The following is a 21,189-nucleotide window of genomic DNA, read 5'->3' as shown; positions in this document are numbered from 1 at the left end:
ACACAGCTGGCAGTGGTGAAGGGCAACCGCTTTGTCAGCGAGGAAGCTGGCAGGCAGGAGACATCCTCACCCGGTCGGGGTGAGAATGTGCTGACGCAGAAGGGTCAATTGACGGCGACGTGGTTGGGGGCCGGCTTGGCCAGCCCCATTACGCTGGGGTAGTGGCGGGGATCCAGGCGCAGCACCAGCAGGCTCATCAGCGCCAATCCCCCCAGTTGCCACTGCCAGGCGGCCGCGAAGTCGCCACTCAGATGATGGAGGCGGGCCGCAACCCAGGGGCCGGTCGCTGCCAGCATAAAGCCAAATCCCTGCATCAGGGCGCTGAGGGTACCCGCCCGGCGTGGGTCGGGCAGGTGATCCAGCGCTATCACCATGATGAGGGAGAAGCTGCCGCCAAGCCCGGCGCCGCACAGCATGCACCAGAGGATGGGGGCGGCTTGTGGCGCGAGCCAGAGGCCGCCAAATCCTGCCAGCTGCATGACAATCGCCAACCCCATCCAGGGGCGACGATCCAGCTTGCGAGCTGCCAGCAGGGGCAGGCCGAGACCGCTGGCTGTCTGCGCCAGCGCCAGCCAGGCCACCAGCTCGCCCCCTTGCTGGGCGCTCCACCCTTGCGCCATATAGGCGGGCGCCAGCCAGGCAACGACGATGCCGTAGCCGCTGTTGATGATGCCAAAGCAGCCGATCAGCAACCAGCTGCGGGGCAGGGTGATAAGCCGCTGCTCACCGTGGGGAATAGCCACCACGGCGGCGCTTGGCAGGCGGACTTTCCACGCCAGCCAGACCATGGCCAACAGCACCGGCAGACTCCACAGGGCAAGCGCCCGCGACCAGTCGAGGCTTGCCGCCAGTTGCGGGGTGAGGCTGGCTCCCAGCGCTCCGCCCCCCATCATGCAGGCCGAGAAGATCCCCATCACCAGTGGCACCTTGTGGGCGAAGCTCTGCTTGATAAGGCCGGGCAGCACCCCTTGCACCAGCGCCGAGCCGAGGCCACAAAGCGCCGCGCTGGCGATCAGCAGGGCGCCGCTGGTGGCATCGAAGCGTATGGCGTTTCCCATCCCCAGCAGCAAGAGAGCGGCCCCCAGCAGTTGGCGCGGGCCTGTGAGGCGGCGCAGGCCCGGGGTGAGCAGCACGCCGACCCCGATAAGCCAGAGGGGCAGCAGGGTGAGCCAGGCCAGGGTATCCATGTCCAGCGCCAGCGCGTCGGCAATGTCGCGGCTCAAGGGGCCTATGGCGGTGAGAAAGGGGCGCAGGTTGAGGCCAATCAGGATCACCAGCACCAGCAGGGCCAGATCCTGCTTGCGGTGGTGCGGGGTGCTGGCGGGCAGGTCCTTACCCATGGGCTGGTTCCGCCTCTGAGTTGTCTCCATAGAGCGCGGCGGCGCCGAGGGAGACTGGCAGCTTGATGAGGGGCAGGGGCGGCGGGTTGAGGGGCAGTCGCAGTTTGTCATAGCTCGATGTGCTGTCAAAGCCGAAGGGGGCCGCATCATGGTTATCAAAGGCGTAATAGACGGCGCGGATGCCATTCATCACCAGCGCACTCAGGCACATGGGACAGGGGTGACCGCTGGCGTAGACGATGGTCCCCGCCAGCGACCCGGATTGGCTGGCCTGGCGCAGGGCTTCCAGCTCCGCATGGCGGGTGGGGTCACCCTCCAGATGCATGGCATTGACGGCGCTTGCCACCAGTCGGTTATTTTGCACCAACAGGGCCGCGAAGGGGCGACCTCCTCGCTGCCGATTCTGCAGGGCCAGTTGCAGCGCCTGCTCCAGCCACTCCTGATGGCTGGGGTTAGCGGTCAGCGACTGGATCAGGCGAGAGCCAGCGGGGTCGACAGGGGGATGAGACATGAGAGGGACCTTGAGCCAATGAGGGGAGCAGACCAGCCTAGTGGTGCCATCAATCATTTGGAAATTAAATGATATAATGACATCCAGTGGTTTTGTAAATGGAGTGCCCCATGCTGGATCCCCTGTTGCTGCGCAGCTTCGTCGCCATCATAGACACCGGCAGCTTCACCCGTGCCGGTGAGCGGGTGCACCTGACCCAGTCCACCATCAGCCAGCAGATACGGCGCCTCGAGCAGCAGCTCGGCTGCCCGCTGCTGGACAGAAGTGGTCGTCAGGTGGTGACCACGGCGGAAGGTGAAAAGCTGCTGGGGCTGGCCCGCCGCATTCTGGCGCTGCTGGCAGAAGCCGAGGCACAGGTGACAGAAGCGAGCCTGCAATTGAGCCTGGGGGTGCCGGAGGATTTCGCCGCTGGCGCCATTGCCCCCGTGCTGGCCGCATTTGCCCGCCAATATCCACAGGTGCGGCTGGAGGTACAAAGTGGCCTCAGCCACGGGATTTGGCAGCGCTTCGAGGCCGGCGAGCTGGATCTGGCGCTGGTCAAGCAGGGCCGGGGGCGAGGAGCACCACTCGCCAGCTGGCGTGAACCCCTAGCCTGGGTCGACAGCCGCGACTGGCCTGCCTGTGATCGCGATCCCCTGCCGCTGGTGGTGTTCCCAAGTGAAGGGCTCTATCGACGCCAGATCACGGATGCGCTCGATGGGCAGGGGCGGCGCTGGCGCATCGCCTATGTCAGTGCCAGCCTCGCCAGCTTGCAGGGTGCGGTGAGCGCCGGGATCGGGGTCAGTCTGTTGCCAACACGCCTGCTGCAACCGGATCAGGTAGCCCTTTCGCACTGGCCCAGGATCAATCCGGTCGAGTTGGCCCTGCATCTGGGGGCGGAGCGGGGCGAACCCCTGGCCCGCCTCAGCGAGGCTCTGATCGCCCTGTGTGACCAGGTGATGGGGCCAGCCTGAATGGGTCGGGCACGCTGTTGAGGGGCCAGCTTCAGGCCATGGCCTGGCGCGGCACAACGGCGAGCCAGAGTTCCACTTCGCCGCTGCCGGTGTGGGGGTCATATTCGGCGCCATAGCGCTCGAAGTCGGGCTGGTGGGCAGACTGGTAATCCGATTGCGCCAGCCAGTCCAGCGCCTGCTGCCAGGTGTGTGGCATGGTCGAGACATGACCCTGATGCAAAAAGACGGCATAGGTCTGGGGCTGGATGCGCATCCGCCCCAGCGTCTTGGGCAGTACCTCCAGCGCGGCGACTTCCACCGCGCACATATATTCGCATTCCGTGGCGGTCACGCCGCAAATGACGCCATAGGCATGCTCCCCCAGCTGGCCCGGCAGCGGACCCAGGGCGCTGAAATCGCGCCACTGACCGCCGAAGTCGGCGTGCGCGAATGCATGCTGGCGACGCAGGCCGCCAAACAGCATGGGGCGGCCACTTTCGAAACGTATGGGATCTGTCATCTTGCCTCCTGTGCTGGGTGAGGCGGCAGCGCTGCCGCCCTCAGTGATCCTTGCCTTCCTTGAGCTTGCGTTGATAGTCCTCGGATACGATAGCCAGCGCCGCCAGCGCCAGCGCGGGATCGATCCGGTTGGTTTCCAGCAGCTCGATGAGATCCACCGCCAGCTTGACCTCGGGCGGGGCATTTTCCAATGACATGACAGACTCCGTAATGGGAAAAGTGCCATTATACAGAGCCGCACTCGGATAGGGACCGGCCCTGTATCACGGGCGATGAAGGGCTCAGAGGTGCTGACGCATCTCCTTGTCTATCTCCTCGCGCAGGGCCATCAGCTTTTTGGCGTATTGCTGCAAGCTCAGATCGGCGGCCGAGACAGGTTGCCACTGGGGCACCCTGGTCGGCGTGCCCGTCTCGTCCATGGCGACGAAGATGATGATGCAGTGGGTAGTCTTGTGGCGCTGCCGGTCCGCTGGATGGCGACTGTAGACATCCACCGCCAGGTGCATGCTGGTGGTGCCTGTGTGGATCACCTGGGCGTGTACTTCCACAAGCTGGCCTATCTGGATGGGCCGCAGGAAGCGGATCCCCCCCACGTAGACGGTGACCGCATAGCCGCTGCACCAGCCGGCGGCGCAGGCGTAACCGGCCTGATCGATCCACTTCATCACCATGCCGCCGTGCACCTTGCCGCCGAAATTGACGTCGGCGGGCTCGGCCAGAAACTGCAGGGTCAGCTCGCGGGGTGGGGTCATGCTCTCTCCTTGTCTTGACATAGTCGCGGTGCCGGTTGGTTCATTGGCGCCATGGCGGGCCTGAGAAGCTTGCCAGCATTTATGTCAGGTATACCGCGAATGGCGACAAGATGCACAGCGCCCGGCGTGATATTGGGCCCGTATTCACTCTTGGTTCATAAACTCGGCGCAAGCATGGGGGGTCAATTGCGAGGAGTCATGATGAAACAAATGCTGGATCAGTTGTTGGGCGCTGGCAAAGGTTGGCTCAACGAAGGCGGCGACAGCCGCAAGGCGCAGATGAAGGGTGTGGCGCAGGGCGGCCTGGCTGCCGGTGCCATGGCCTTGCTGCTTGGCAACAAGAAGATCCGCAAGTATGGCGGCAAGGTGGCGGCGGTGGGCGGTGCAGCGGCCCTCGGCGGGCTGGCCTACAAGCTTTATCAGGATTGGCAGGCCCAGCAGTCGAGCCCGGCGCAACCGACCCAGCCCCTCGATACCCTGCAGGGCAATGCGCTGGATGCCCGTGCAGCCTTGCTGGTCCGCGCCATGGTGGCGGCCGCCCGGGCCGACGGTCATATCGACAGTGCCGAGCGCGAGAAGATCCAGCAGTACCTGACCGAGCAGGGTCAAAGTGATACGGCGCGCTGGATTGACACCGAGCTTGCTCGCCCCCTCGACCCTCATGCCCTGGCGCGTGAGGTGACCGACATGGAGCTGGCCACCGAGGTGTACCTTGCCTCCCTGCTCGCCATCGAGACGGATCACTTTATGGAGCGCGGTTATCTCGACGAGCTGGCCCGTGCGCTCAAGCTTGATGACAACCTCAAGAGCAGCATAGAGCGGCAGGTAGCCCAGCTGGCGCAGCCGGTCTGATCCCCGTTACGTACAAGGATTGTCGACAAGGCCCCGTGACGGGGCCTTGTCGTGTCTGGCCACCGGCCGAATGCCGATCGCGCCACTTCTTATCGGAGTGGGCAGCCACTATGATGGATCTTCGACCAAAAGGGATCAGATGAGACCGTCTCATCGTCAGGGCACAGAGGCAAGGAGCATCCATTGGAAATACGCAAGGCACAGGAGCCGGACATCGACGCCATCCTCGAGCTGAACCGGCAGATAGGAGAGATCCACTATGAGCACTATCCCGAGGTGTTCTGCCCGCCTTCGCCAGAGGAGCGGGCATTCTTGCTCACTGCCATCGCTGCCGAAGGGCGACTGTTTTGCGTTGCCGAGCTGGATGGCGCTGTGGTGGGTTTTCTGACCGCGCGCATCGACATCAACGAGAGCATCCCGTTTCTCAGCAAGCAACCCATCTGCCGCATCGGCTCAGTGGTGGTCGATGAGGGGCACCGCTCGCAAGGTATCGGCAGGGCGCTGATTGCTCACTGCGACCACTGGGCCAGGGCTCACGGTGCCCACCAGATCCGGCTGGAGGTGATGGCCTTCAACGAGCACGCCAAGGCGCTTTATGAAACATTAGGGTTCAAGGTGCAGTCACAGATCATGGCCAGATAAGTCGCGTTATCTCCCACACAAAGGCCCGTTACGGGCCTCTGTTGTTTGCTTTTTCTGGTGAGTCATTTTCTGCCGGGCTCTGGTTATACGTTGTCGATATTGAGTGGCAGAATAATATCTAGCTGTGCTGGTTTTAATGAACAAATGAAATTGTAATGCAGGGCTGGAACATTTTGTAACAATTCATGTAGTTGTAAAGGAATGTAATTCGACTCTTTACTTGTGGCAGGTGTGATCATACGTTTAAAATGCACTGCGCATATCGTAGGCGCTGCTAACCAAAATCAACCACTGTGCAAGATAATATTAGCTAGTTACCTTTATGCTTTTCTTGTCAGAAACCGGATTGGTTTTACTTTCGTATTGTTTGTTCTTTTATTGGGAGATTGAGATGAAGATTTCTATTATCGCAACAGCATTGGTACTGGCTGGTTCAGGTTTCGCTGCAAACGCCTCAACGGTTGGGGACATCGCCGTATATGCAACAGAAAAATCGCAAGGCTCAATATCGATAGGAACCAAAGATGCTTACACAAAAACCTTTGAAATTGCTTTGGCAAAGCTATCTGGCAATGACATCGACTTATCAAAAACTTGCTTGAAAGCATACGCCAAGAATAATCAGGAGTTCAAATTAGACACCGTTGATGAAGCACTGGTTTCAGGTGTTCTGAAAAAGGGTGATATGGTAAAAGGAATTGCAGTATTTGCTGATAATAATGATGCTGTCCTTAACGCTGCACTGGTAAAAATATCTGATAACTGTCATTAAACTTCACCCTCAACTTATGATGTTGGAATGCCAGTCGCATACGCGACTGGTTGGGAAGATTAAATCGTGATTAAGGTTTATGCCGTTTTTTATACGCATACGTTAAGCGCATTTTCCAAACATTTCATATGCCACGGAAAGTGACGCTTATTCATACGAAGAGCTTTGCTTAAGTGTGGCGTCGATAAGCCCAGCCAGTTTGATCAGGGCGCTCTCCAACTGCTCACTCCAGGGATGGGAGCTGTTGAGGCGCAGGCAGTGGTTGTACTGCCCCTGACTGGAGAAGAGTGCACCGGGCGCCAGCGAGAAGCCGCAGGTGAGCGCTCGGGCATGCAGTGCCCGGCTGTCGAGACGGGGGTCAAACTCCAGCCAGAGGAAGTAGCCGCCATCGGGGGCGCTGATGCGCACTTCATCCGGAAAGAGGCGCAGCAGGGCGGCCCGCATCTGTTGCTGGCGCTGGGACAGGGTGTGGCGCAGACGGCGAAAATGGGCATCTACCCCGCCCTGGCGCAACATCTCGGCCAGTGCCAGCTGGCTTGGCACATTGGTCGACAGGGTCGACATCAACTGCAGCCGCTGAATGCGCTCGGCATGAGGCCCCGCCACCACCCAGCCGACCCGAAAACCTGGCGCCAGGCACTTTGAAAACGAGCTGCAGAGCAGGCTTTGCCCCCGTGTATCCCAATACTTGATGGGCTTGGGGCGTTCGCGGCCAAAGTAAACCTCCGCATAGACGTCGTCCTCCACCAGCGCGACGTCGTGTGTATTGAGCAACAGCATCAGCTCGCGCTTGTGCTCATCCGGCATGGTGTGGCCAAGAGGATGTTGCACGTTGCCCATCAGCCAGCATGCTTTGATGGGACGCTGGGCCAGCGCTTCTGACAGCTGCGCGAGATCTATGCCCACCCCCGGGATCACCGGGATCTCCACCGCTTTCAGTTTCAGCCGCTCTATGGCCTGCAGGGCGCCGTAGAAGGTGGGGGTCTCCACCACCACCCAGTCCCCCGGCTCGGTCAGCACCTGCAGGCTGAGGGAGAGCGCCTCCATGGCCCCCGTGGTGATGATGATCTCCTGCGGGTCGACCGCCAGCCCGTCGCTGGCGTAACGCTGGGCGATGGCGCGGCGCAGCGCCTCGTTGCCTGGGGGAAGGTCCGCCACAGTACTGAAGGGATCGAGCTTGCGCATGCAGCTGGCCAATGCCCGCCCGAGCTGGGGATGGGGGAACAGGGTCGGATCCGCCACCGACATGCCAAGGGGCACCAATTCCCGCGACTTGCTCGCCTGCAGTACCTCGAACACCAGATCGTTGATGTCCACCGAGCCGCTGTAGTGGGTCTGTTGCGGCGCATAGTGCTGCAGGCGGGAGGGGGCGGCCTTGACGTAGTAGCCGGACTGGGGGCGGGCGAGGATCCGCCCCTGGCTCTCCAGCAGCTGATAGGCCTGCAGTACCGTCATGGGGCTGAGTCCGTGGGTCTTGCAGCTCTGGCGAATGGAGGGGATGCGCTCCCCCGGTTGCCAGATACCTGTATCTATCTGGTGTTGCAGGCGGTCGGCCAGCTGGCGGTAGAGGGACATGGGATAACACAACTGTTATAGGTGTAATTCACTATAACTGCATCTGTTATAGGTGTCATGCTCCGTGGTGTACTTGTCTCGCACAAAACGTGCAAGACAAATACAACAAAAGAGAGTGACGCATGATCAATCTGGATGACGTGGTCAGCCTGTCGCGCCTGCAATTTGGCGCCACGGCCATGTTCCACTTCCTGTTTGTGCCCCTCACGCTGGGGCTGTCCTGGATCCTGGTGATCGCAGAGTCGGCCTATGTGATGACCGGCAAGGTGATCTATCAGGACATCACCCGCTTCTGGGGCAAGCTGTTTGGCATCAACTTCGTCATGGGGGTGACCACAGGCATTACCCTGGAGTTCCAGTTCGGCACCAACTGGGCCTACTACTCCCAGTACGTGGGGGACATCTTCGGCACCCCGCTGGCGGTGGAGGGGCTGATGGCCTTCTTCCTCGAGTCGACCCTGGTCGGGCTCTTCTTCTTCGGTTGGGACAAGCTCTCCCGCGGTCAGCACCTGCTGGTGACCATGCTGGTGGCGCTCGGCTCCAACCTCTCCGCGCTCTGGATCCTGATCGGTAACGGCTGGATGCAGAACCCGGTGGGGGCCGAGTTCAATCTGGTGACCCAGCGCATGGAGCTGGTGGATATCGCCGCCGTGCTGCTCAACCCTGTGGCCCAGGTCAAGTTCGTGCACACGGTGGCGGCGGGCTATGTGGCCGCCTCCCTGTTCGTGATGGGGGTGAGCAGCTGGTATCTGCTGCGCCGCATGGAGGTGCGCTTCGCCCTGCGATCCTTCGCCATCGCCTCCGGCTTCGGGCTGGCCGCCATTCTCTCGGTCATAGTGCTGGGGGACGAGTCGGGCTACCGCACCGGCGAGGTACAGAAGGTCAAGCTCGCCGCCATCGAGGCGGAGTGGGAGACGGAACCTGCGCCTGCGTCATTCACCCTGTTCGGCTTCCCGGATCAGGGCGCCGAGACCACTCATGCCGCGGTCAAGATCCCGTATCTGATGGGGATCATCGCCACCCGCTCTCTCGATGAGGCGGTGACCGGCATCAAGGAGCTCAAGGTGCAGCACGAGGTGCGCATCCGCAGCGGCATGGTGGCGGCCGGGGCGCTCGAGCAGATCCGTGCGGGCAACGACTCGGCCGAAAACCGTGCGCTGTTCGATCGGCACGGCCAGGATCTCGGCTACGGGCTGCTGCTGACTCCTTATGCCAGCGACATCGCCAAAGCCGGTGAGGCCGAGATAGCAAAAGCGGTGGAGGACTCGGTGCCGCAGGTCGCGCCGCTGTTCTGGGGCTTTCGGATCATGGTCGGGTTGGGCGTGGTGATGCTCGGGCTGTTCGTGGCAGGCTTCGTCCAGCTCTGCCGCAACCGGCTGCTCGCCTCGCCCCGCCTGCTCAAGGCGCTGTTGTGGAGCATTCCGCTGCCCTGGATAGCCATCGAAGCGGGCTGGTTCGTGGCCGAGTTCGGTCGTCAGCCCTGGACCATCAGCGACGTGCTGCCGGTATCGGCCTCCGTCTCTTTGCTGCAGCCGGGCCAGCTCTGGTTCAGCCTCATCGCCATCTGCCTCATCTACTCCTGCCTGCTGGTGGTGGAGCTGTTCCTGCTGCGCCACGTGATCCGCCAGGGGCCCGCCATTCTTCATACCGGCCGCTACCGCGGTGAACAACCTGAACTTGCGAGGATCGCCTGATGGACTACGCAACCCTGAAACTCATCTGGTGGGGGCTGGTGCTCTTCATGATGGTCGGTTTTATCGTGATGGATGGCTTCGATCTCGGCATCGCCATGCTGCTGCCCCTGGTCTCGAAAGATGATGAAGACAGGCGGCTGGTGATCAACAGCGTGGGGCCGGTGTGGGAGGGCAACCAGGTGTGGCTCATCGCCGGTGCTGGCGCCCTGTTCGCCGCCTGGCCGCTGGTCTATGCCGCCGCCTTCTCGGCGCTCTATGTGCCCTTCATGTTCCTGCTGTTCGGCCTCTTCCTGCGTCCGGTCGGTTTTGACTATCGCAGCAAGCTTGCCGACCCCGTGTGGCGCCGCTGGTGGGACAGAGCCCTGGTGGCCGGTGGGCTGGTGCCGACCCTGGTGCTCGCCGCCGCCATCGCGCTGGTGATGCAGGGGCTGCCGTTTCGCTTCGACAGCGCACTGCGCCTGCATTATGGCCCGTTTAACTGGCATTGGGGTTGGTTCGCCAGCGTGGTGGCGACCGGGGTGAGCCTGCTGTTGCTGCATGGCGCCAGCTTCCTGCAAGCCAAGGTGGAGGGGACTCCGGCGCTGCGTGCCCGTGGTCTCGCCATCCTGCTGGCCCCCCTGGTGACCCTCTGCTATCTGCTGGCCGGCTGGCATCTGCTGGACTTGCCCGGCTATCAGCTGACCGGTCTAGCGGGCCAGCCCTTTGACCCCAATGCGGCCATCAGTCCGCTGATGAAGGGGGTGATCCCCCAGTCCAGCGGCTGGCTTGGCAACTACTTCGACTACCCGCTGCTGTGGTTGGCGCCGCTTGTCGGGGCATTGGCGCCGCTGGCAAGCGGCATCGCCGCCTGGCTGGAGAAGGGCCGCCTGGCGCTGCTGGCGAGCGGCCTGACCTGCGCCGTCATGCTCTGCTCGGTGGCCATCGCCCTGTTTCCCTTCGTGCTGCCCTCGTCGCTGGATGCCGGCAGCAGCCTGACCCTGTGGGATGGCACCTCCAGCTACAAGACTCTGGCGATCATGTTCGGGATAGTGCTGGTGCTGATGCCCATCAACCTCGGCTATACCGGCTGGGTCTACCGGGTGGTGCGCGGCAAGCTCGACCGCGCCCGCATCAAGCGTGACAGCCATCAACTCTACTGACCTCAAGGGAGCCCCTATGTGGTACTTCACCTGGATTCTGGGCCTGGGTTTCGCCCTGCTGCTCGGCCTGTGCAACCTGCTCTGGCTGGAAGCGCGCTGGGAAGCCGATGAACGGGACGACAATCCGCCCCACCTCTGACCCGTCGGCTGGGGGATGCACCCAGGTGCAGCGCCCCGGCCAACCTCTCTTGTCATACAACCGACAGGTAATCCGTTATGAAACAGACATTGAAAGCGGTGGCGCTGGCCATCGGCTGCGCGCTCGCCGCCGCCCAGGCGAATGCCGAACCCGTACAACTGACCCCGCTGGACAAAGCCTTCACCCTGCAGGTGCTCGGCAGTGGCGGCCCCATCTCCGACGATCTGCGCGCTTCCTCCAGCGAGGTGGTCTGGTGGAAGGGGAAATCCCGCATCCTGATCGATGCCGGTGGCGGCGTCTACCTGCGCTTCGGCCAGGCGGGGGCCAAGCTCGAAGAGGTCGATTTTATCGGCATCACCCACTTTCACACCGACCATGTGACCGACCTGCCTGCCCTGCTCAAGGGGGCCTATTTCTTCGAGCGCAGCGATCCGCTGGATCTGGCGGGGCCCGAGGCGGGTTCGGCCTTCCCCAGCATGAGCGGCTACTTTGATGCCCTCTTCAACAAGGACAAGGGCGCCTATGCCTACCTGAGCGGCTTCAAGGATGGCACTGATGGCCTCTTCCCCATCACCTTGCACGATGTGCCCTACCAGACACCCAAGCCCCACACTGTCTATCAGCAGGATGGGCTGACCATCACCGCGCTCGGCATCCCCCACGGTGACGTGCCCTGTCTTGCCTATCGCATCGAGAGCGCCGAGGGGACCATCGTCATCTCGGCGGATCAGAACGGCAGCAACCCGGCCTTTGTACCGTTTGCCAAGGGGGCCGACATTCTGGTGATGCCGCTCGCCATCCATGAAGCGGCCGACCTTGTCTCCGCCTCGCTCCATGCCAAGCCGTCGGTGGTGGCCAAGATTGCCGCCGAGGTGAACCCCAAGCTGCTGGTGCTGAACCACTGGATGGGGGTCGGCCTCAATCACAAGAAAGAGGCGATGGCCATCGTCAAGCAGCAGTTCCACGGCCAGATCGTGGCCGCCCGCGATCTCTCCAGCTACCCCGTTTCATCCGTCAAGGAGTCCGTTCATGAGTAACTCAAGCAGCAACAAAACCACCGGCAAACTGACCCTCTCCATCGCCATGACCAGCCTGATTGCCCTGACGCCGGGACTGGCGCTGGGGGCGACCCCGAGCGATGCGCCGGTGAAGGCCGCCCCCGGCGAACAGCACGGCGGCAAGTGTGCGGCGGGCAAGTGCGGCACCGAGAAACGCTTCGAAAAGCAGGCTTTAGACAGCGATCCGCAAGGTCGGCTGGTGCGTGCCCGCGATGGCAAATGCGGCGTGGCGGGAGAGGGAATTGATAGCGATACATCCAGCAAGGGCAGCAAGATGACGGAGGGGGTATGCGGCCAATAAGCTCCCGCAGTCGGGGGATCGGGCTGCGTCAGGAGCATCTGGATGCGCTCTGCTCCGGCACCATACGCCCCGGCATCGACTTTCTCGAGCTGGCGCCGGAGAACTGGATGGCCATCGGCGGTGCCAAGCGGGCGCAGCTGCATCAGCTGGCCGAGCGTTACCCGCTGGTGGCCCACGGCCTCAGCCTCTCCCTCGGCGATTGTCAGCCCCTCAATCGCACTTTGCTCAGCCAGATCCGCACCTTTCTGGATGAGTTCGGTGTCGACATCTACAGCGAGCACCTGAGCTTTTCCCGCGATGGGCAGGGTTATCTCTACGAGCTCTTACCGGTGCCGCGCCAGTGGGAGAACATCCCCTATCTGGCAGAGCGGATCGAGCAGGTGCAGGAGGCGCTGGCCCGCCCGCTGGTGCTGGAAAATATCTCCTACTACCACGACTATGACCACGAGATGCCGGAGGAGGATTTTCTCGCCGAGCTGGTGGCGCGCAGCGGTTGCGAGCTGCTGCTCGATATCAACAACGTTTTTGTGAACAGCCGCAACCACGGTTACTGCCCCAAGCGGATGATCGCCGGGTTGCCGGGCAGTGCGATCCGCTACTTCCATATCGCCGGTCATCTGGAAGAGGCGGACGGCACCCTGTTGGATACCCACGGCAAGCCGGTGTGCGAGGAAGTGGTGGCGCTTGCCCGTTATACGGTACAGACCCACGGGCTGCGCCCCCTGCTGCTGGAGCGGGATCACCATCTGCCACCGCTGGCAGAGCTGGAGACCGAGCTGGCGCGGGTGCATGGCGCCTGTTGCGAGGCGCTCGACAGTCAGGTGTGGGAGGTGCGCTATGGATAGGCGGTTATCACTGATCACCGCGCCCAAAGTGGCCCCACAGCGGATGCAGCAGCAGACCGCCTGGCTGGCGAGCCGGGTGCGGTTGCCGCAGGATGGCATCGCCAGCCAGTATGCCCGCAGCGTGCGCGCCAATGTGGAGTCGGTGCTGGAGAGCGCGTTTCCGCTCACCTACGGCCACTGGGCGCCGGTGGACAGAGGGCAGCTGGTGGAGGGCTTTGTCGCCCACCACTGCGCCGAGGCCCCCGAGTTTCACCATATCGCCACCGAGTTTGTCCGCTATGTGCAGCATCGCCACGGCGAGGGCTCCCTCAACTGGCCCAGGCAGCGGCTGGCGCTGCTGGAGTACGAGTGGGCCTGCCTCTGTGTCGAGATTGACGAAGGGGTGGTGTCGCAAGTTATGCCGGGGGTTGAGGTGACGGCGGAGAGTTCGTTTGTGCTCAATCCTACTCTGCAACTGCTTGAGCTCCCCTTTGCCATTCGTCGCAGCGGGGTGGTGCCGACCCGGCAGGGCAGCCACTGCTATGGCCTGTTTCGCAGCCCGGATCATCAGGTGGTGACCCAGCGCTTACGCGAATGGGATGTGGCGCTGATCCAGCTGTTGCAACAGCAGCCGGGGATCACCCAAGCCGCGTTCCAGCAACAGGTGCAACAGGTTCGCCACGATTTTGATCTGACCGAGTGGGCGCGACATTTTCACCGGCTGGGTCTGTTGACGCAGCCCGTTGGCGAGCGTCAGCACGGCGCCCCTGTGCCCTGACTTAGGCCCTCATTTAGCAAACACCAAGGAAAATTCCCATGAACAACATCCTGATCCAGTGGTACGAGCGGGCGGTAGCCCAGTGCAAGCGGCTCGATTTTCTGGCCCTGCTGGCTATTCGCCTCTATCTCATCCCAGTCATCTATGTGGGGGCCCACTCCAAGGTGATGGGCTTTGCCGGCACGGTCGCCTGGTTTGGCGCGCCGGTCTCGGAAGGGGGGCTCAACCTGCCGTTCCCGACCCTGCTCGCCTTTCTGGCGGCGGGCACCGAGGTGCTGGGTTGTATCTGCATCGCCCTTGGCCTCTTTACCCGCATCATGGCCATTCCCACTATCTTCCTGATGAGCGTGGCGAGCGCCATGGTGCACTGGAAGCACGGCTGGGACGCCATCGCCACCGGCAGCATGGAGGCCACTGTGCGCCTCAACGGCTTTATCGAGTGGCTGGCTGCCAACTTCCCCGGTCGCTACAACTACATCACCGAGCTTGGGGATCCCGTGATGCTCAACAACGGGATGGAGTTTGCCGCCACCTATTTCGTGATGCTGCTGGTGTTGCTGGTTTACGGTGGCGGTCGCTACGTCAGCCTCGACTACTGGCTCAAGCGTGCCGTGAACAAGGGGGCAGTGGTTTCTCGCACGGCATAACAACCAACAAAAATAACAGAGCGTGAAAAGAGACGAGCGGCATAAGCCGCTCGTTTTTATGTGATGAAGGAAGAGACAGTGCGGCCTGCTGGCGCAGCTTATGCCTGACAGGCGGCGAGCCGGACGGCTTCGCGGCGCTCGCTGACATGGGTCAGCCCGTAGGCCAGCAGCACGATAAGGGCGCCGATCCAGGGGGTGTGCATCAGGCCGAGGTGCTCCACCACCAAACCACCGACGATCGATCCTAGTGCAATGCCGACGTTGAAGGCGGCGATATTGAGGCCCGATGCCACATCCACCGCGTTGGGGGTGTGCAGCTCGGCCTGCTTGACCACCAGTACCTGCAGACCTGGCACGTTGCCGAAGGCAAAGGCGCCCCACACCAGCACGGTCAGTACCGCCAGCACCGGATGGGGTGCGGTGAAGGTGAGGGCTAGCAGCACCAGCGCCAGACCGGCAAACAGCAGCTTCAGCGCGGGCAGGGGGCCCATCTTGTCGGCCAGCTTGCCACCCCAGATATTGCCGATGGCAACCGATACTCCGTAGACCAGCAGGATCAGACTCACCGCACCGGCACCAAAGCCGCTGATCTGCTGCAGGATAGGGGCGAGGAAGGTGAAGGCGGTGAAGGCACCGCCGTAACCGAGGGCGGTCTTGGCGTAGACCAGCAGCAGCGGCTTCTTGGTCAGCACCGAGAGTTGCTCGCGGATGGTCGAGGCCGCCCCCTTGGGCAGGTTGTTCGGGATCAGCAGCAGGCTGCCCACCATGGCGACGAGGCCGAGCAGGCTCACCACCAGAAAGGTTTCACGCCAGCCAAAGACCTGACCAATCCAGGTGCCAAGCGGTACGCCGGTCACCAGTGCCACGGTGAGGCCGCTGAACATGATGGCGATGGCGCTCGCGGCTTTCTCTTTGGCCACCAAGCCGGTGGCTATGGTGCTGCCCACCGAGAAGAAGACCCCGTGGGACAGACCGGTCAGCACCCTAGCGACGATCAGGCTCTCATAGCCAGGGGCCTGCCAGGCCAGCAGGTTGCCGGCAGTAAAGAGCGCCATCAGCCCCACCAGCAGCCACTTGCGTGGCACCTTGCCGGTGAGCGCCGTCAGCATGGGGGCACCGATGGCGACCCCCATTGCATAGAGGCTGACCAGCAGGCCCGCCGAGGGGAGCGAGACATTGAGTTGTTCTGCGATGGTGGGAATAAGCCCCACGATCACGAATTCGGTGGTGCCGATCGCAAAGGCACTCAGGGTGAGGGCAAATAATGCCAGTGGCATACAAACTCCTTGGATAGGGACTCCCTATGGGAGAAGGGGGCCAGTATGCCGATGACCTTTGTTGGCAAAAATGACGATGACATCAAATTACTTTTGCCAAATCAGCATCAATAAGCGGCTCTGCTGTGCCCCGTTCGACCAGGGATGACGGCAGGCTGGGAGCGCGAAGGCGAGATAAAGAGGGTTTGAGAAAAGAAGTCTTGAGAAAAGAGGGGAAAGGCGGAGAGGAAAGCTGGGGTTGGGCATGGCTGGCGGATAGCCGGGGTCAGGATTGGAAGAGGGGTAACAAAAAACGGGAGGCATTGTGCCCCCCGTTTTGGTGCTTTCTGGCGCTGTCGTCATGAGTGAGTCCCTATGACCCTCGCGCCTCACAAGGGGGCCTTTACTCTCCCTGGAGCAGGGAGAGATCGTGATGACCGAGTTTAATCCCAGGCCGGTGCAAAGTCCGGGTCGACGCAGCGCTCACCCCGCTCCAGGGTGGCGATCTGGGCCATCTCTTCACTGCTTAGGGAAACCTCGAGGGCAGCCAGATTGGCGGCCTGATGCTCCCGCTTGGTGGAGCTCGGGATCACCGTCATGCCCTGGGCCAGCAGCCAGGCCAGCGACACCTGGGCTGCCGACACCTCGTGGTACTTGCCTATCTCCATCAAGATCGGCTCACTCAGCACCTTGCCGTAAGCCAGCGGCATATAGGCGGTGATGGCGATGCCCTGCTCCTGTCAGAATTCCACCACCTTGCGGTTTTGCAGCAAGGGGTGGATCTCTACCTGCTGGTGAGCGATGGCGCCGGGACCCAGAATGTCGATGGCTTCTTTAAGCTGGGTAACCGTGAAGTTGGAGACCCCAATTTCCCGGGTCAAGCCCAGGGATTTGGCTTCGGCCAGCTGCTCCAGATAGACCGCCATCGGCACCTCGTCGTTGGGGGAGGGCCAATGGATCAACGCCAGATCCAGATAGTCGGTGCGCAGTTTCTCAAGGCTGGTTTTCAGGCTAGGGATCAGCTTGCCTTCGGCAAACTCGCTGGTCCACACCTTGGTGGTGAGGTAGATATCCGAGCGGGGCACCGAGGTCGTCGCCAGCACCTCGCCCACTTCGCTTTCGTTGTCGTAAATCTGGGCGGTATCGATATGGCGATAGCCGAGCGCCAGGCCGGTATTCAGGGTTGCAAGCAGTGGCTCACCTTTCAGGCGAAAGGTGCCCAGACCCATGGCGGGCATTTTCATCATATATTTCCTCAAATGGGGTGGTTTGCCCTTGCCCAGAGCAAAGGCGTTGGCTTGGTGCAAAGGCCGTGGCGGCGGTGCAAGTTGGCAGCGCCATCGTCAACGAGTCTCGGAATACTCAGGCCGGCAGTCGGCGGTAATTGCGAATATTGCTGCTGGCAAACCAGGGCTCGGCCCTGGCGATAAAGTCGAGGAAGTGAGCTTGCTGCTGGTGGGCCTTGAGCGCGGCTTCGCTCTCCCACTCTTCGTGCAGCATCCAGCTATGGGGATTGTCCCTATCCTGATGCAGCTGGTAGCGCTGGCAGCCCGCCTCTTGCAGGGTGGCTGCAATCAGCGGCTCAACGGCGGCCCGGAACTGGGCGGAAAATTCGGGTTTGGCTTCAAGTTGGGCAATCACAATCACGGGTGATGACATCTGAACCTCCTTGCTAAAACGAAGGTCAGTATGCCTGCCGCAAGGGGAGGGGAATAGGGCAACAGTCGCAAAACACTATTGAGAAAAGAGCAGCAATGAAAGAGCAGACGCTGCGCCAGAGGCCGATATGGGTGAAGGGTTAATAAGGGGGAAATAGAGAAGGGGACGGCTGGCGCGCCCCCTTGCCATCAGGCATTGGCTGGCTCGGACCAGACCGCAAATTCATTGCCACTGGGTTCAACAAAGTGAAAACGGCGGCCACCGGGGAAATCAAACAGGGGGCGGTTGATGGTGCCGCCATGCTGGCTCACCTTGGTCTGGGTTGCCTCTATATCGGCGCTGTAGAACACCAGCAGGGCACCGCCTTGCGCACTCTGGCTGCACAGTTCGGCGCGATAAAAACCGCCGTCCAGCCCCTCATCGGCAAAGGCGCAGTAGTCGGGACCGTAATCGACAAACTGCCAGCCAAATACGGCTTGAAAGAAGGCTTTGGTGGCCGCGAGATCACTGGCCGCAAACTCCACATAGTTCAGTTTTTCATGGGTTTTCATCGTGTTCTGCTCCCTGGGCGTTGGTTGGGCTGACGGGCTTATCCAGCTTTGCCCACGGGGTCAGCTTAAGCTGTTTGCTGCGAAACCAGAACATGCTCGCCATGGTCAGGCCAAAAAAACTGGTAAACAGGGCTGTCTGACGTAGAGCTGATATCGGTTCTATCGCGCCTCCATGCCAGCTGAAAAACCACATAAACAAGCCCCAGATCAGCCCGGCGCTCACGCCAAACCAGAGCGTATTGCTTAGCCAGCCCTGATAGTGAGGCGGTTTGACTGGGCAACCCAGCCTGCGCAGCAATCTGCACAGTGGCGGATTGTAGTTGGCATGCCATACCCCTTTGCTGGCCAGCTCCTGATGGGCTGCGGTCAGCTGCTCTTTAAATGTCATGGTGTTCGTCCTTGTCACAACTTAGTGTCATACGATGCCGTTTTGGCAGCATTGTACCGGCAAAGGGAGAGTCTGGTTTGAGCTGAGCATCACGTTATTTATCTGTGGAAATAAAGAATTTGGGATCATGACGACCTTGCCAACCCTGAGCGATTACACCTATAAAGGCCCAATACTCTTGCCTGGATAACAGCAATGAAGACCCATTCTGATGAACTGACCTTGTTTGTGGCCGTGGTGGAGGCGGGCAGTTTTCGCCAGGCGGCGGAGAACCTCGGCATGGACAACTCCGTGGTGAGCCGCGGCATCAAGCGGCTCGAGGAAAAGCTCGCCACCCTGCTGCTCAACCGCACCACCCGCCGAGTCAGCCTGACCGAGGAGGGGAGCTGGTTCTATCAGCGGGCGGTAAATATCCTGACCGAGATGAGCGAGGCGGAGGGGCATCTGTTGATGCGCAAGGAGCAGCCGGAGGGAATATTGCGGGTCGATGCGGCCACCCCCTTTATCCTGCATCGACTGGTGCCCATCATAGGCGAGTTTCGCCGCCGCTATCCCGCCATCGAGCTGCAACTGCACAGCTCGGAAGGTTTCATCAATCTGATGGAGCGGCGGGTGGACATGGCCATCCGGATCGGCGAGCTGACGGATTCTTCCCTGCGTGCCTTGCCGCTGGGGCGTTCGCGGCTGCGGCTGCTGGCATCCCCTGCGTATTTGAACGAACGTGGCACACCGCGCCAACCGGCGGATCTGCTGGTGGGCCACGAACTGCTGGGCTTTTTGCATCCCGATCACCTCAACCACTGGCCGCTGCTCAGTGCCGAGCAGGGGGATCGCTTCGCCATTACCCCGACTCTGCGGGCCAGCAGCGGCGAGACCCTGCGTCAGCTGGCGCTGGCGGGGCAGGGGATCGTCTGTCTGTCGGACTTCATGACAGGGCCGGATCGTGCAAGCGGGGCCCTGGTGGAGGTGCTGGCTCGCAGCAACAGCGGTGCCTCGCGTCCCGTCAATGCGGTCTTCTACTCCGATGCCCAGCGGGATATCCGGTTGCGGGTCTGGCTCGACTTTATCAAGGAGCAGATCGGCAGCCATACCCTGTGAGGGGGGAGTGTGAAGGGCCGACCCCTCCCGGCTTCCCCTTTGCAGGGGGAAGACGTCGCTGGCACCCAGCCGTGACAAGGGAAGGGATTTGACTGGCCGGCAGATATACGTTGCCAATGGCCGGAGTGGATAAAGAGCTCAAAGAAGAGGCCGACATCGCTGTCGGCCTCTTTGTATTTTCATCTCGGAAAGATGTCGGTTGCCCGATTAATCCTCTTCAGCCCAGCGGCGTGAGCGTTCAACCGCTTTCTGCCAGCCGTGATAGAGCTTGTTGCGCTCTTCGTGGCTCATCTGCGGGATGAATTCACGATCCACGCTGAACTTGTCTTCCAGCTCGTCAGAGCTCTTCCAGAAGCCGACGGCCAGACCGGCCAGGAAGGCGGCGCCCATGGCGGTGGTCTCGATGCGGGTCGGACGCACCACAGGGGTGTGCATCATGTCGGACTGGAACTGCATCAGGAAGTCGTTGGCAACCGCGCCGCCGTCTACCTTGAGGGCGGCCAGCTTGATGCCGGAGTCCTGCTGCATGGCATCCAGCACATCGCGGCTCTGGTAGGCGATGGATTCCAGCGCAGCACGGATGATGTGGTTGCGGTTGGCGCCACGGGTCAGGCCGACCATGGTACCGCGAGCATAGGGATCCCAGTAGGGCGCGCCCAGACCGACGAAGGCCGGTACCAGATAGACGCCGTTGGTGTCACCCACCTTGGAGGCGAAGTAGTCGGTATCGCGGGCATCGTGGATGAGTTTCAGCTCGTCACGCAGCCACTGCACGGTGGCGCCGCCCATAAAGACAGCCCCTTCCAGCGCGTAGTTCACTTCCCCTTTCGGGCCGATGGCGACGGTGGTCAGCAGGCCGTTGTTGGAGCGAACCGGCTCTGTGCCCGTGTTCATCAGCAAGAAGCAGCCGGTACCGTAGGTGTTCTTGGCCATCCCTTTTTCGAAGCAGAGCTGACCGAACAGGGCAGACTGCTGGTCACCGGCAATGCCGGCGATGGGGATGCGGGAGCCGCCGCCACGGGTGGTGTAGCCATACACTTCGGAGGAGGGCTTGACCTCCGGCAGCATGGACAAGGGAATGCCCAGCTCGTCCAGCATCTTCTCGTCCCACTTCAGGTCGCGGATGTTGTAGAGCATGGTGCGGGAGGCGTTGGTCGGGTCAGTGACGTGCACTTCGCCGTTGGTCATCTTCCACACCAGCCAGGTGTCTATGGTGCCGAACAGCAGTTCGCCGTTCATCGCCTTCTCGCGGGCCCCTTCGACGTTGTCGAGGATCCACTTCACCTTGGTGCCGGAGAAGTAGGCATCCAGCACCAGGCCGGTGTTCTCGCGCACATACTCTTCCAGGCCACGGGCCTTGAGCTCTTCGCAGATGGCTGCGGTACGGCGGCACTGCCAGACAATGGCGTTGTAGATGGGTTTGCCGGTGGCCTTTTCCCATACCACTGTGGTTTCACGCTGGTTGGTGATGCCGATGGCGGCAATCTCTTCGCTGCGCAGGCCAGTCTTGGCCAGTACTTCGGTGAAGACGGAGGACTGGGTCGCCCAGATCTCCATGGGGTCGTGCTCTACCCAGCCCGCTTTCGGGTAGTGCTGGGTGAATTCGCGCTGGGAGGTGCCGACGATGTTGGCATCCTGGTCAAACACGATGGCGCGGGAAGAGGTAGTACCCTGGTCCAGAGCGACGACATATTTTTTTTCAGCAGACATGATGTTCTCCACGTTTTTATTTTCCACGTTGTTACACGTTGGGGAGGGCCGC

24 protein-coding genes and 1 pseudogene are annotated in these 21,189 nt (G+C 61.5%); 13 read left to right on the top strand and 12 right to left on the bottom strand.

The genetic code is table 11. The features are described 5' to 3' along the window. Positions 1–104 precede the first annotated feature (104 nt). Together ONZ54_RS14660 and ONZ54_RS14655 are read right to left on the bottom strand one after the other, a co-directional pair. Positions 105–1,340, bottom strand: coding sequence for a cyanate transporter (locus ONZ54_RS14660; RefSeq protein WP_271786524.1), 1,236 nt, complete (start codon positions 1,338–1,340; stop codon positions 105–107). Then, complete coding sequence (locus tag ONZ54_RS14655) at positions 1,333–1,851, bottom strand: nucleoside deaminase (protein ID WP_271786523.1); 519 nt, start codon at positions 1,849–1,851, stop codon at positions 1,333–1,335. Before ONZ54_RS14655 ends, ONZ54_RS14660 begins: the two co-directional genes overlap by 8 nt. A 110-nt stretch (positions 1,852–1,961) precedes the next feature. Between ONZ54_RS14655 and ONZ54_RS14650 the strand changes: the two genes are divergently transcribed. Next, complete coding sequence (locus tag ONZ54_RS14650; RefSeq protein WP_005310011.1) at positions 1,962–2,804, top strand: LysR family transcriptional regulator; 843 nt, start codon at positions 1,962–1,964, stop codon at positions 2,802–2,804. Positions 2,805–2,835: 31 nt separating this feature from the next. Here the strand turns inward: ONZ54_RS14650 and ONZ54_RS14645 are convergent, their stop codons facing one another. From ONZ54_RS14645 to ONZ54_RS14635, 3 genes are all read right to left on the bottom strand, one after another. Continuing rightward, complete coding sequence (locus tag ONZ54_RS14645) at positions 2,836–3,303, bottom strand: GyrI-like domain-containing protein (protein WP_271786522.1); 468 nt, start codon at positions 3,301–3,303, stop codon at positions 2,836–2,838. Positions 3,304–3,343: 40 nt separating this feature from the next. Next, the gene (rsmS, locus tag ONZ54_RS14640) at positions 3,344–3,499 is read right to left on the bottom strand and encodes a pleiotropic regulatory protein RsmS (protein WP_005310018.1); all 156 of its coding nucleotides are present in this window, start codon (positions 3,497–3,499) and stop codon (positions 3,344–3,346) included. Positions 3,500–3,583: 84 nt separating this feature from the next. After that, the gene (locus tag ONZ54_RS14635; protein WP_021141144.1) at positions 3,584–4,054 is read right to left on the bottom strand and encodes an acyl-CoA thioesterase; all 471 of its coding nucleotides are present in this window, start codon (positions 4,052–4,054) and stop codon (positions 3,584–3,586) included. Between the two features lie 201 nt (positions 4,055–4,255). On the opposite strand from ONZ54_RS14635, the gene ONZ54_RS14630 reads away from it, so the two are divergent. The 3 genes from ONZ54_RS14630 (at position 4,256) to ONZ54_RS14620 (ending at position 6,320) form a co-directional block, all read left to right on the top strand. Then, the gene (locus ONZ54_RS14630) at positions 4,256–4,906 is read left to right on the top strand and encodes a tellurite resistance TerB family protein (protein WP_271788289.1); all 651 of its coding nucleotides are present in this window, start codon (positions 4,256–4,258) and stop codon (positions 4,904–4,906) included. Positions 4,907–5,089: 183 nt separating this feature from the next. Further along, positions 5,090–5,548, top strand: coding sequence for a GNAT family N-acetyltransferase (locus ONZ54_RS14625; protein ID WP_021141142.1), 459 nt, complete (start codon positions 5,090–5,092; stop codon positions 5,546–5,548). 391 nt (positions 5,549–5,939) lie between these two features. Beyond that, positions 5,940–6,320: a DUF4354 family protein gene (locus tag ONZ54_RS14620; protein WP_042865902.1), complete on the top strand. Its 381-nt coding sequence runs from the start codon at positions 5,940–5,942 to the stop codon at positions 6,318–6,320. Between the two features lie 147 nt (positions 6,321–6,467). Here the strand turns inward: ONZ54_RS14620 and ONZ54_RS14615 are convergent, their stop codons facing one another. Continuing rightward, positions 6,468–7,895 carry an aminotransferase-like domain-containing protein gene (locus ONZ54_RS14615; RefSeq protein ID WP_271786521.1) on the bottom strand — a complete coding sequence of 476 codons (1,428 nt, stop codon included), beginning with the start codon at positions 7,893–7,895 and terminating at the stop codon, positions 6,468–6,470. A gap of 122 nt (positions 7,896–8,017) precedes the next feature. On the opposite strand from ONZ54_RS14615, the gene ONZ54_RS14610 reads away from it, so the two are divergent. The 8 genes from ONZ54_RS14610 to ONZ54_RS14575 all read left to right on the top strand — a co-directional run bounded on the left by ONZ54_RS14610 (position 8,018) and on the right by ONZ54_RS14575 (position 14,475). Then, a complete protein-coding gene (locus tag ONZ54_RS14610) occupies positions 8,018–9,589 on the top strand; it encodes a cytochrome ubiquinol oxidase subunit I (protein WP_271786520.1) in 1,572 nt (523 codons plus the stop codon). Beyond that, entirely contained in the window at positions 9,589–10,728 is a 1,140-nt protein-coding gene (cydB, locus tag ONZ54_RS14605; protein ID WP_271786519.1) for a cytochrome d ubiquinol oxidase subunit II, read from the top strand. Before ONZ54_RS14610 ends, cydB begins: the two co-directional genes overlap by 1 nt. 16 nt (positions 10,729–10,744) lie before the next feature. Next, positions 10,745–10,867, top strand: a complete 123-nt coding sequence (gene cydX / locus ONZ54_RS14600) for a cytochrome bd-I oxidase subunit CydX (protein ID WP_042865745.1) — start codon at positions 10,745–10,747, stop codon at positions 10,865–10,867. Between the two features lie 77 nt (positions 10,868–10,944). Next, positions 10,945–11,904 (top strand): MBL fold metallo-hydrolase, encoded by a 960-nt coding sequence (locus ONZ54_RS14595; RefSeq protein ID WP_271786518.1) that lies wholly within the window; start codon positions 10,945–10,947, stop codon positions 11,902–11,904. Continuing rightward, positions 11,897–12,226: a hypothetical protein gene (locus tag ONZ54_RS14590; RefSeq protein WP_271786517.1), complete on the top strand. Its 330-nt coding sequence runs from the start codon at positions 11,897–11,899 to the stop codon at positions 12,224–12,226. The genes ONZ54_RS14595 and ONZ54_RS14590 overlap by 8 nt, the downstream gene beginning before the upstream one ends. Continuing rightward, positions 12,214–13,071 carry an MbnB/TglH/ChrH family RiPP precursor modification enzyme gene (locus ONZ54_RS14585; RefSeq protein WP_271786516.1) on the top strand — a complete coding sequence of 286 codons (858 nt, stop codon included), beginning with the start codon at positions 12,214–12,216 and terminating at the stop codon, positions 13,069–13,071. Before ONZ54_RS14590 ends, ONZ54_RS14585 begins: the two co-directional genes overlap by 13 nt. Then, positions 13,064–13,828 (top strand): HvfC/BufC family peptide modification chaperone, encoded by a 765-nt coding sequence (locus tag ONZ54_RS14580; RefSeq protein ID WP_271786515.1) that lies wholly within the window; start codon positions 13,064–13,066, stop codon positions 13,826–13,828. The genes ONZ54_RS14585 and ONZ54_RS14580 overlap by 8 nt, the downstream gene beginning before the upstream one ends. Positions 13,829–13,866: 38 nt before the next feature. Next, positions 13,867–14,475, top strand: a complete 609-nt coding sequence (locus ONZ54_RS14575) for an HvfX family Cu-binding RiPP maturation protein (protein WP_235463306.1) — start codon at positions 13,867–13,869, stop codon at positions 14,473–14,475. 98 nt (positions 14,476–14,573) lie between these two features. On the opposite strand, the gene ONZ54_RS14570 is transcribed toward ONZ54_RS14575, so the two are convergent. The 5 genes and pseudogenes from ONZ54_RS14570 to ONZ54_RS14550 form a co-directional block, all read right to left on the bottom strand. Next, complete coding sequence (locus ONZ54_RS14570; RefSeq protein ID WP_271786514.1) at positions 14,574–15,752, bottom strand: MFS transporter; 1,179 nt, start codon at positions 15,750–15,752, stop codon at positions 14,574–14,576. Positions 15,753–16,174: 422 nt separating this feature from the next. Continuing rightward, positions 16,175–16,978, bottom strand: a pseudogene (dkgB, locus tag ONZ54_RS14565) (2,5-didehydrogluconate reductase DkgB). Between the two features lie 115 nt (positions 16,979–17,093). After that, positions 17,094–17,390, bottom strand: a complete 297-nt coding sequence (locus ONZ54_RS14560) for a putative quinol monooxygenase (protein ID WP_271786513.1) — start codon at positions 17,388–17,390, stop codon at positions 17,094–17,096. 188 nt (positions 17,391–17,578) lie between these two features. Further along, on the bottom strand, positions 17,579–17,941 hold the full coding sequence (locus ONZ54_RS14555; RefSeq protein WP_271786512.1) for a VOC family protein: 363 nt from the start codon (positions 17,939–17,941) through the stop codon (positions 17,579–17,581). Beyond that, positions 17,928–18,329: a DUF6404 family protein gene (locus ONZ54_RS14550; RefSeq protein ID WP_271786511.1), complete on the bottom strand. Its 402-nt coding sequence runs from the start codon at positions 18,327–18,329 to the stop codon at positions 17,928–17,930. The genes ONZ54_RS14555 and ONZ54_RS14550 overlap by 14 nt, the downstream gene beginning before the upstream one ends. Positions 18,330–18,524: 195 nt before the next feature. Between ONZ54_RS14550 and ONZ54_RS14545 the strand changes: the two genes are divergently transcribed. Continuing rightward, complete coding sequence (locus ONZ54_RS14545) at positions 18,525–19,427, top strand: LysR substrate-binding domain-containing protein (protein ID WP_271786510.1); 903 nt, start codon at positions 18,525–18,527, stop codon at positions 19,425–19,427. Positions 19,428–19,634: 207 nt separating this feature from the next. On the opposite strand, the gene glpK is transcribed toward ONZ54_RS14545, so the two are convergent. After that, positions 19,635–21,137 (bottom strand): glycerol kinase GlpK, encoded by a 1,503-nt coding sequence (gene glpK, locus ONZ54_RS14540; RefSeq protein ID WP_058395735.1) that lies wholly within the window; start codon positions 21,135–21,137, stop codon positions 19,635–19,637. Positions 21,138–21,189 lie beyond the last annotated feature (52 nt).

This window comes from Aeromonas salmonicida (assembly GCF_028355655.1).
Classification (GTDB): domain Bacteria; phylum Pseudomonadota; class Gammaproteobacteria; order Enterobacterales; family Aeromonadaceae; genus Aeromonas; species Aeromonas salmonicida.
This window is presented reverse-complemented; position numbering and strand designations above follow the sequence as displayed.